General features: G+C 68.8%; 10 protein-coding genes. 1 reads left to right on the top strand and 9 read right to left on the bottom strand.

Annotation, left to right across the window (positions count from 1 at the left end):
- Positions 1-152 precede the first annotated feature (152 nt).
- From tatC to pafA, 7 genes are all read right to left on the bottom strand, one after another.
- The gene (gene tatC, locus MJ797_RS13850; protein ID WP_239334811.1) at positions 153-1142 is read right to left on the bottom strand and encodes a twin-arginine translocase subunit TatC; all 990 of its coding nucleotides are present in this window, start codon (positions 1140-1142) and stop codon (positions 153-155) included.
- Positions 1143-1184: 42 nt separating this feature from the next.
- Positions 1185-1502 (bottom strand): Sec-independent protein translocase subunit TatA, encoded by a 318-nt coding sequence (gene tatA / locus MJ797_RS13845; RefSeq protein ID WP_239334810.1) that lies wholly within the window; start codon positions 1500-1502, stop codon positions 1185-1187.
- A gap of 128 nt (positions 1503-1630) precedes the next feature.
- Complete coding sequence (locus MJ797_RS13840) at positions 1631-1879, bottom strand: hypothetical protein (RefSeq protein WP_239334808.1); 249 nt, start codon at positions 1877-1879, stop codon at positions 1631-1633.
- Between the two features lie 9 nt (positions 1880-1888).
- Positions 1889-2878, bottom strand: a complete 990-nt coding sequence (locus tag MJ797_RS13835; protein ID WP_239334806.1) for a YafY family protein — start codon at positions 2876-2878, stop codon at positions 1889-1891.
- A complete protein-coding gene (locus MJ797_RS13830; RefSeq protein WP_374582171.1) occupies positions 2875-3933 on the bottom strand; it encodes a helix-turn-helix transcriptional regulator in 1059 nt (352 codons plus the stop codon). Before MJ797_RS13830 ends, MJ797_RS13835 begins: the two co-directional genes overlap by 4 nt.
- A 119-nt stretch (positions 3934-4052) precedes the next feature.
- Positions 4053-4691 (bottom strand): FKBP-type peptidyl-prolyl cis-trans isomerase, encoded by a 639-nt coding sequence (locus MJ797_RS13825; RefSeq protein WP_239334802.1) that lies wholly within the window; start codon positions 4689-4691, stop codon positions 4053-4055.
- Positions 4692-4704: 13 nt separating this feature from the next.
- Positions 4705-6063: a Pup--protein ligase gene (gene pafA / locus MJ797_RS13820; RefSeq protein ID WP_239311189.1), complete on the bottom strand. Its 1359-nt coding sequence runs from the start codon at positions 6061-6063 to the stop codon at positions 4705-4707.
- A gap of 162 nt (positions 6064-6225) precedes the next feature.
- Here pafA and MJ797_RS13815 point away from each other — a divergent pair, with 162 nt between their 5' ends.
- Positions 6226-6981 carry a dienelactone hydrolase family protein gene (locus MJ797_RS13815; protein WP_239334800.1) on the top strand — a complete coding sequence of 252 codons (756 nt, stop codon included), beginning with the start codon at positions 6226-6228 and terminating at the stop codon, positions 6979-6981.
- Positions 6982-7289: 308 nt separating this feature from the next.
- Here the strand turns inward: MJ797_RS13815 and prcA are convergent, their stop codons facing one another.
- Both prcA and prcB read right to left on the bottom strand, forming a co-directional pair.
- Entirely contained in the window at positions 7290-8015 is a 726-nt protein-coding gene (gene prcA / locus MJ797_RS13810; protein ID WP_239334798.1) for a proteasome subunit alpha, read from the bottom strand.
- A 1-nt stretch (position 8016) separates the two neighbouring features.
- Positions 8017-8841 carry a proteasome subunit beta gene (prcB, locus tag MJ797_RS13805; RefSeq protein ID WP_239311192.1) on the bottom strand — a complete coding sequence of 275 codons (825 nt, stop codon included), beginning with the start codon at positions 8839-8841 and terminating at the stop codon, positions 8017-8019.
- Positions 8842-9175 lie beyond the last annotated feature (334 nt).

The raw sequence follows: 9175 nt of genomic DNA, 5'->3' as shown, positions 1-9175 counted from the left end.
AACGTCCGGCGGCGACCACTAGGACCGTCTGGCTCGCGCCGGCTGGGCAGCGCCTCGCGATCCATCAGCCCAGACGCCGCTCCCTGGTCGAACGCCCTCCGGCCAGGGCCGCCCAGTGGCCAGAGCGAGGATCGGAGGGCGGGCGATGGTGCTCAGGTGACGTCGAGGTGAGCCGCGTTCGACGGTGCGCTGCCGGTGCCCACGGTGGTTCCCACCGGGTCGCCACCGCCGGAGCGTTCGTCCGGACGCGCTGGCGCGTCCGGACGCGGGAGATCGTCGAAGTCGAGCGGTGAAGCCTCGTCGTCATCGAGATCCGCGTACGGCGATGTGTCGCCACGGCGGGCCCGGCGCCGGTCATTGACCCAACCGATAATGAGCGCGACCTCGTACAGCAGACACATCGGCAGGCCGAGAGCAATCATCGTGAACGGGTCCTGGCTCGGTGTGACCACGGCGGCGAACACGAACACGAGGAAGATCTCGGCACGGCGCCACGCGCGCAATGTCCGCGTGGGGACCACGCCCGCGAGATTCAGCATCGCTACCAGCAACGGGACCTCGAACGACAGCCCGAACACAATGAGCATGGCGATGACGTAGGAGAGGTACTTGTTGACGTCGAGCAGGCTGACGAGACCGTCTCCGCTGAAACCGAGCAGCAGCTGGAGGCCCTTGTTCAGGGTCAGATAGGCGAAGTAGCCACCGAGGGTGAACAGCACCAGGGACGAGCTGACGAACGCCAGTGACCAGCGGCGCTCGTTGCGGTGCAGCCCTGGCGTGATGAACGACCAGAGCTGGTAGAGCCAGACCGGGGACGAGACCACGGCTCCGGCGATGAGCGAGATCTTCAATCGGATCATGAAAGCGTCGAGGATGCCGAAGAAGTACAGCTGGCATTCTCCGCCACCGGCGCGGGACTTCGCCGGCAACGAGCAGTACGGCTCCTTCAGGAGGTCGAAGATACGCGGTTCGAAGATGAAGCAGACCACGGTGGCGATGGCCAGCGCGATCAGCGCCTTCGCCAGCCGGTCGCGCAGCTCACGAAGGTGCTCGGTGAGCGACATCCGGCTGTCTTCGACCGTCCTGGTACGGCGGAACTGCACCGCCTGCACGATCCGCCGCGGTGTGGGCAACCGGGGCACGGGCGGCGACTCCTGCTCGTGGACGAGAGGGTGATGGATGTGTCAGCGCTGGAGGCCGCTGTCGCCTGCCGCGGCGGAGTGGCCGTTGACCGACGGCGCGCCAGCCGTTGCCTGCTGCGGAGCCGCAACCGCCTGGGCGGGCTCGATCGGCCGCAGTGCCGGTGCCGGTGTCGGCTGGGCCTGCGGTGGCGCGGTCACGGTGGGGTTCTCATCATCCTGGCTGAGGCCCCTGGTTTCGGCCTTGAAGATCCGAAGTGAGCGTCCGACCGAGCGTGCCGCGTCGGGTAGTTTCTTGGATCCGAACAGCAGGATGACCACAAACGCGATAATCAGAAGCTCGGGGGTACCGAGATTGGGCATGGCGTGCCTCCTTCACTTCGATGTCCGGCCCCAACGACCGGTGCGCGCCTGATACTACGTCGGCTTGATGTTACGTCGGCTAGCCTGGCCTCGTCAGACAACGCCCTGATGTTATGCACGTGACGGGCTCATAACCAGGATCTGTCGTCTCGTGACCGGCTGGCCGATGCCCGCTCACCGAGTCTCGCGCTGGCCTCGGCGGCGTCGAGCCGCCCAGCCAACGCGGCCGTCTCGTCGGTGAGGCCGGCCAGCCGGTCCCGCAGCTTCCCGACCTCACTGGTGACCAGGCGCACCCTGCTGAACAGGCGATACGCCAACGCGCCAAGCGCAACGCAGGTCAGCAGGACAACAGCACAGTCGATGAGCAGCCAACGCACGGGATCAACCTACCCCGCTCCCGGCCGGGGCTGGAGGCCGTAGGCCGCCAAGGCACGGACAGCGACAGCGTGCACCTCGGCCGCGAGCTCCGCCGGCTCCACCACCCGTGCCTGATCCCCGAGACCCAGCACCAGTCTGCGTAACCAGCCTGTTTCCGACACCCGCAGTTCGATCAGCAGGCAGCCGGCTCCGATCTCCCGCTGGGACTCGACCGGGTAGTAGTCGGCAACCCAGCGGGCCCCCGGACGCAGTTCGAGCACAGCCCGAAGATCGTACGGCCCGGGCTGGTAGAGGCTGCCCGTGGTCTCGCGCGGCGCCGCCGCGGGCGGCGGTGCCGCCGGGAGGTCGAGAACGGTAACCTCCTGGGAACCGTCGATCCGGTCCAGCCGGAACAGCCGGACCGCCTGCGACCGATGGCACCAGCCCTCCAGGTACCAGCGGCCGTCACGGGCCAGTACCCGCATCGGATCGACATCACGCTCGGTGAGTTCGTCGCGGGACCAGACCAGGTAGCGAAGGTGCAGCCGCCGCTTCCGGGCGACAGCGTCCTGGACGATGCGCAGGACCTCGTCCTGGGCATCGAGCTCGACCCTGACCCGTTCCGCGGGCAGGGCCCCGACCGCTTTCTCCAGTTTCGCCACCGCGCGGTCGAGAGCGTCGCGGGCGGACAGCCCAGGCACCTCGGCGAGAGTGCGGGCCGCGACAACCAGCGCCATGGCTTCGTCCGCCGACAGCCGCAGCGGCCGGTCAAGGGTCTGCGGGTCGACAACGGTGACCTGATCGGCGGAGTAGCTCAGGTCGATGAGGTCACCGGGCGCACCGCCGGGCAGGCCGCAGACGAACAACAGGTCAAGATCGTCCCGGAGCTGCCGTACGCTGATCCTGAAGGTCGCGGCGGCTTCGTCGAGGGTGACGCCCGGGTGCGCCCGCAGCCATGGCACCAGGGCGAGCAGCCGGCTCAGTCGATCGGTCGAGGCTTCGGCGGCCGACGGGCTCACGGTGCCGCCGGTCCCGCGGTCGGCGCCCGCTCCGTGCACGGCCGGGGGGCCAGGCCGCCCGGTGCGCTGTGCGCCCGCGCCGCGTCGGCCAGCCGGCGCACCACCTCGGTGCGCAGCTGCCGGGGCCGTACCACCAGGACGTCGTCGCCGTACCCCACCACCCAGCGGGCCATGCGCTCGATATCGGAGTAGTCAATCTCCACGATGTCCATCCCGGGCATGCCCGGCACCGTGTCCTGCCCGGTCGCCGCGGACAGGACACGGGCGTGCCGGCGCAGCGCGTGGCCCGTCCCCGGACGTATCTTCAGTACGGCGGTGCGGGTCCGTTCCGGCGGCGCGGACGCCGACACCAGCGCCCGCAGATCGACGGTTTCGGGCATCCGGACCACCCCGGGCGGTCCGACCGGGCGAACGGTGCCGGTCACCCGTGACAGCCGGAACACCCGGGCCGCGGCGCGGTCCTGATCATGCCCGGCCAGATACCAACGTCCCCGCCAGGACACCACACCCCACGGTTCGACCCAGCGTTCACTCGGTTCGGTCTCCGTCGGTTTGCGGTAGGGGAAGCGGATCGCCTGCCCGGCCTGGACCGCCGCGAGGCACGGCGCGAACGCCGGTTCGGTCGTGCCGACGCGGGGTTCCAGGCCGTCCGGGCCAGGCAGCGTAGGAGCGCCCCCGGCCGCGAGCTTGAGCAGTGCGCTTGCGCTCGCGGCCGCCAGTGACGTGCTTGACCACAGCCGCGCGGCGAGCCCGAGGGCAGCCGCCTCATCCGGGTCGAGGGATATCTCCGGCAGCGCGTAGTCGCTGCGCCGGATGCGGTACCCGACGTCATCGCTGAGGAACGAGTTCGATCCGGTCTCCAGCGGGATGCCGAGGTCGCGCAGGTACTGCTTGTCCCGCTCGAACATCCGGCGGAACGCCTCCTGCTCCTCGGCGGTCTCGCCCGGGGCGAAACCGTCCACGAGTTCGCCGATTTCGGCCACACTGAGAAAACGTGATGTTGCCATCAGGCACATCGTAAGGTTCAGCAGCCGTTCCAACCGCCGACGGGACACCGTATGAGGCTAGGCCATCCGCGTTGGATCTTCAGGAGCGGCCGGCGAGAGCGACCGCGACAGGAATTGCGCACCTCACACCCCCGCGATGCCGCACCCCTCCTGTCGGTCGCTCTGAGTCAGCGATTCGTCGCCTGCAGCCCGACCAGGTCCACGACGAAGACGAGGGTCGAGCCGCCGGGAATCGGCCCCTGGGCCGTTGAGCCGTAGCCGAGGTCCGGCGGGATCACGATTTCCCGGCGGCCGCCGGTCTTCATGCCGGCGATGCCCTGCTGGAAGCCTGGGATGACACCGCTCAGCGGGAAGATCGCGGCCTGTCCGCGGCTCCAGCTGGAGTCGAACTCCTCACCGGTGGTCCACAGCGTTCCGACGTACTGCACCGACACCGTGCTCTGCGTGGTGGCGACCGCTCCGGTACCGACCACGAGATCCCTGGTCAGCAGCTTGGTACCGGGTGTACCGGAGCCGGCCGCGATCGTCGGCTTGGCCTTGAGGTCGGTCGCGCCGGTGACCGCGGGCAGCCCCACGCCGCTGGCGGCGGGGCCGAGGGTGTCCGTCAGCCGTACCGGCGCGGCCTTGGTCCCGTCGGGCGCGGTGGAGCTGCTGCAGGCGGCGAGTGCGCAGGCAAGCAGAACCGCTGACAGCGCGACGGACAGACGCCTGGCCGCGGCAGGCGTGATCGGCGCTTCCCCCGGTCCGCCGAAGGCCCGGGAGAGGGAGAGCTGGACGCCCTTGACGGGGCGGCGAAGGTCGGTCACAGGCGGGTGGTCCTCACATGCTGGCGATGAGCTTGTCGACTCGGTCGTCGACGGAACGGAACGGATCCTTGCACAGCACCGTGCGCTGAGCCTGGTCGTTCAGCTTGAGGTGCACCCAGTCAACGGTGAAGTCACGTCGCTTCTCCTGCGCACGCTTGATGAACTCACCACGCAGCCGTGCCCGGGTAGTCTGCGGCGGGATGGACTTCGCCTCGAAAATATCAAGGTCACGGCTGACCCGCTCCACCAGCCCGGCCCGCTCCATCCGGTAGTACAGGCCTCGCTGACGGTGGATGTCATGGTACTTCAGGTCCAGCTCGGCGATCCGGGGTGAGGCCAGGGACAGGCTGTGCCGGTGCCGGAACCGGTCGATCAGCACGTACTTCGTCACCCAGTCGATCTCGCGGGCGACCAGCTCCAGATCGTCGGTCTCGATCGCGAGAAGCGTTCTGCCCCACAGGTCCAGGACACGTTTGGCGATCGCATCCCCGCCCCGGCGCTCGATGAACTCGACCGCCTTGCTGAAGTACTCACGCTGGATCTCCAGAGCGCTGGCCTCGCGCCCGCTCGCCAGTTTGATCTTACGCTGGCAGGTCATGTCATGACTGACTTCCCGGATCGCCCGGATCGGGTTCTCCAGGGACATGTCCCGTAGTACCACGCCAGCCTCGATCATGCGCAGGACGAGATCGGTCGAGCCGAGTTTGAGCAAGGTGGTGGTCTCGCTCATGTTGGAGTCGCCGACAATCACGTGCAGGCGCCGGAAACGCTCGGCGTCCGCGTGCGGCTCGTCCCGGGTGTTGATGATCGGGCGGGATCGGGTTGTCGCCGAGGACACCGACTCCCAGATGTGCTCGGCGCGCTGCGAGATGCAGTACACGGCGCCGCGAGGGGTCTGCAGCACCTTGCCCGCCCCGCACAGGATCTGCCTGCTCACCAGGAACGGCACCAGGACGTCCGCGAGCCGGCTGAACTCGCCGTGCCGGCCGACGAGGTAGTTCTCATGGCAGCCGTAGCTGTTCCCGGCCGAGTCGGTGTTGTTCTTGAACAGATGGATGTCCCCGGCGATGCCCTCTTCGCGCAGGCGTCGTTCCGCCTCGACCAGCAGTCCTTCCAGGATGCGCTCGCCGGCCTTGTCATGGGTGACGAGATCGGGAACGGAGTCGCACTCGGGGGTGGCGTACTCGGGATGGCTGCCGACATCGAGATAGAGCCGGGCACCGTTCTTCAGGAAGACGTTGCTGCTGCGGCCCCAGGACACAACCCGCCGGAACAGGTACCGCGCCACCTCGTCCGGAGACAGCCTGCGCTGCCCGCGGAAGACACAGGTGACGCCGTACTCGTTCTCCAGGCCGAAGATGCGGCGATCCACACCGACGACCCTATGCTTCGTACGCGCCGCGGTGTGGCCGGACGCCCGCACCGGCGCTTTCGTCGTCGTGGCGGCGGTATGCGGCAACTGCGCACAGCCGGCCCAGGAGCCGCCGGTCGCCCGGTATGTTCGAATCGGCTAGCCGTGGGCAGGATGGCGGACATGACGTCGGAGATCAACCAGTCGGAGAACGGCCAGCTGCGGACTGTGGCGATGCTGGGCGGCGCTGTTCCCGCCACTGTGGTGGCGCCGGCCGCGGATGACCCGCCGTACGGCGGGGTCATCGTGGTGCACGACGCTCGGGGCATCACGTCCTACCTCACCTCGGTCTGCGCACGGCTGGCCCAGACCGGCTGGCTCGCCGTGGCACCGCACCTCTACCACCGGGACGGCTTCGCCGAGGTCGAGCCGGCGGGTGGCTGGCCTACCGCGGCCGCGCGGATGGGTACCCTGACCGGCCCGGCCATCGCGGCGGACATCGACGCGTGCCTGGCCCATCTCGCGCACAACGGCTTTGGCCCCGAGCGGACAGCGGTGATCGGTTTCTGTATGGGCGGGACGGTGGCGCTGAGCACCGCGGCCCGTCACAGCATGGGCGCGGCTGTGTCGTTCTACGGCGGCGGCGTGAGCACGCCGTACTGGGAGGGGGCCGCGCCCCTGGTGGAGATCGCCCCCTCGCTGCGCACGCCGTGGCTTGGTCTCTACGGTGAGGACGACGCGCTGATCAGCCGGGCGGAGATCGAGGCGCTGCGGGCGGCGGCCACGAGGTCAGCGGTACCGACCGCGTTGATCGTTTACCCTGGCGCGGGACATGCCTTCCACAGCGACGACCGTGCGGAGGCCTACCGCCCCGAGGCGGCCGGGGACGCCTGGAGCAGGACGCTGAGCTGGCTCCGTAGCCAGGTGGCCCCGGGATAGCACTGGGACCGTCGGCGGTGGTGCAGGCACACCCGCCCCTGCACCACCGCCGCCTGCACCGCTGCCCGCCGTACCCCAGCCACCGCTTCGCGCTGGCTGGGGAGCCCGTTGCCCGCCGCCCCGCGGGCCACTTCCCGGATCATCGCCGCTATCAGCCGCATTGGCCGTTGTCGGTGGGCCGGGCACCAGTGCGTGTTGCGGAAGCCCGGCATCCCGGACCGGCCGGTGCCGACAGGCCAGGCGTACGCGATGGCCTGTCGGTGTGCCGCAACATGATCGATTGCGTGAGGCGGCTTTCGGAACCCTTCCTAGCGGCCGTCCTTGTCCGCGGTTTCGGCGAGCAGGACGTCGAGCTGCGTGCCGGAGATGCGCTTGAACAGCCGGCGATTGCGGGTGCGGTCGAGCATGGCCACCTCAAGATTCGCCGAGGACAGGGCGCGGTCACCGTTACCGCCCGCGGGCGTGCCGGCCCGCAGCGCGTTCACGGCTGCCCGCAGCGCGGTGGCAAGCGGCTGGCCGTCCGCGTGATGTTCCTTCAGGGATGCGCTGACCTGCTCGGACTGCCCGCCGATGGCCACGAATCCACGTTCGTCCGCGATCGACCCGTCGTAGGTGAGCCGGTAGATCTGGTCGTCCTCGGCCCGCTCACCGACCTCCGCGACCACGATTTCCACCTCGTACGGCTTGATGCTGTCGGTGAACAGGGTGCCGAGTGTCTGGGCGTACCAGTTGGCAAGCGCTCGCCCGGTCACGTCGCGGCGGTCGTACATGTAGCCGCGGACGTCCATCATGCGCACGCCGGCAGTCCGCAGGTTCTCGAACTCGTTGTACTTGCCGACCGCGGCGAACGCGATCCGGTCGTAGATTTCGCTGATCTTGTGAAGGGTCGACGAGGGGTTCTCGGCGACGAACAGGATGCCGTCGGTGTAGGTCAGCACCACGACGCTACGGCCGCGGGCGATGCCCTTGCGGGCGTACTCGGACTTGTCCCGGACGAGCTGTTCTGGGCTGGCGTAGCCGAAGGGCATGGTCATGTCAGCCTCCCGGGTTCGTCATGCGGTCGGCGACGACGGCCTCGACGACAGCGCCCACCTCGTCGTCGAGGAAGCGGCGGAAGCCATCCGCGGTAACCGAGGCGACCACCGGGTAGAGACGGCGGACGAGGTCGGGACCGCCGGTCGCGGAGTCGTCGTCGGCGGCGTCGTACAGGGCCTCGACACAGACCCGCACCGCCTCGGTCGCGGTCAGGTCCGCCCGGACGAGTTTTTTGAGCGCGCCGCGGGCAAACACCGAGCCGGATCCGATGGCCTGGAAGGAGCTGTCCTCGGCCCGCGACCCGGTGATGTCGTAGGAGAAGATCCTCCCTTTGCCGGTGTCGAGGTCGTAACCGGCATACAACGGGACGACCGCGAGTCCCTGCAGAGCCATCCCGAGATTATTTTTGATCATGAATGACAAGCGGTTGGCCTTGGCGTCCAGGCTGAGGGTCGAGCCCTCGATCTTCTCGTAGTGCTCGAGCTCGACCTGGTACAGGCGGACGAGGTCCGCGCCGATCCCGGCCGTGCCCGCGTATCCGACACAGGAGTACTCGTCGGCGTGGAACACTTTTTCGACGTCACGTTGTGCGATCACATTGCCCATGGTCGCGCGGCGGTCACCGGCCATGATCACGCCGCCGGGAAACGCCACCGCCACGATCGTCGTGCCGTGGGCCACCTCGGTGGCGGCGACCGGCAGCCGCTCGCGCGCGCCCGGCAGCAGATCGGGCGCGGCCGTGGCCAGGAACTCGGTGAACGACGACGTTCCCGGTGTCATGAACACAGACGGTAGACGCCCCGCGACTCCCGCTGGATCAGCCACAAATCCCCCTTCAGATAGTTGATTGCTCCGGCCGGCGGTCGCCGGTCGTCGGTGCGGTTCCCGAGACCAACGGTGCCGTTGCCGCACACGATGTCACGTGATCCAGCCAGCGTCGGAGCCGGCATGTCAGCAGGCTCATTCCCGTGCGGCCTGCTGTGATCAGAGAACAGGTGCCGCTTGCGGGCTCCGGCAGGAGGCCGTTCGATCAGGAAGCGGTGTCCGGGTGGATGGGTCGCGAAGCGGCACAGAGACTCACCGGAGGCGGTAGGGTGGCGACCGACGAGCCGTACCGTGCATCGCGCGGCAACGGACGGGCAGCGATGGCGCGAGGCGC

This window comes from Protofrankia sp. CiP3 (assembly GCF_917627345.1).
Classification (GTDB): domain Bacteria; phylum Actinomycetota; class Actinomycetes; order Frankiales; family Frankiaceae; genus Protofrankia.
Note: the sequence above shows the minus strand (reverse complement) of the source record. Positions and strands in the feature narration are given on the sequence as shown.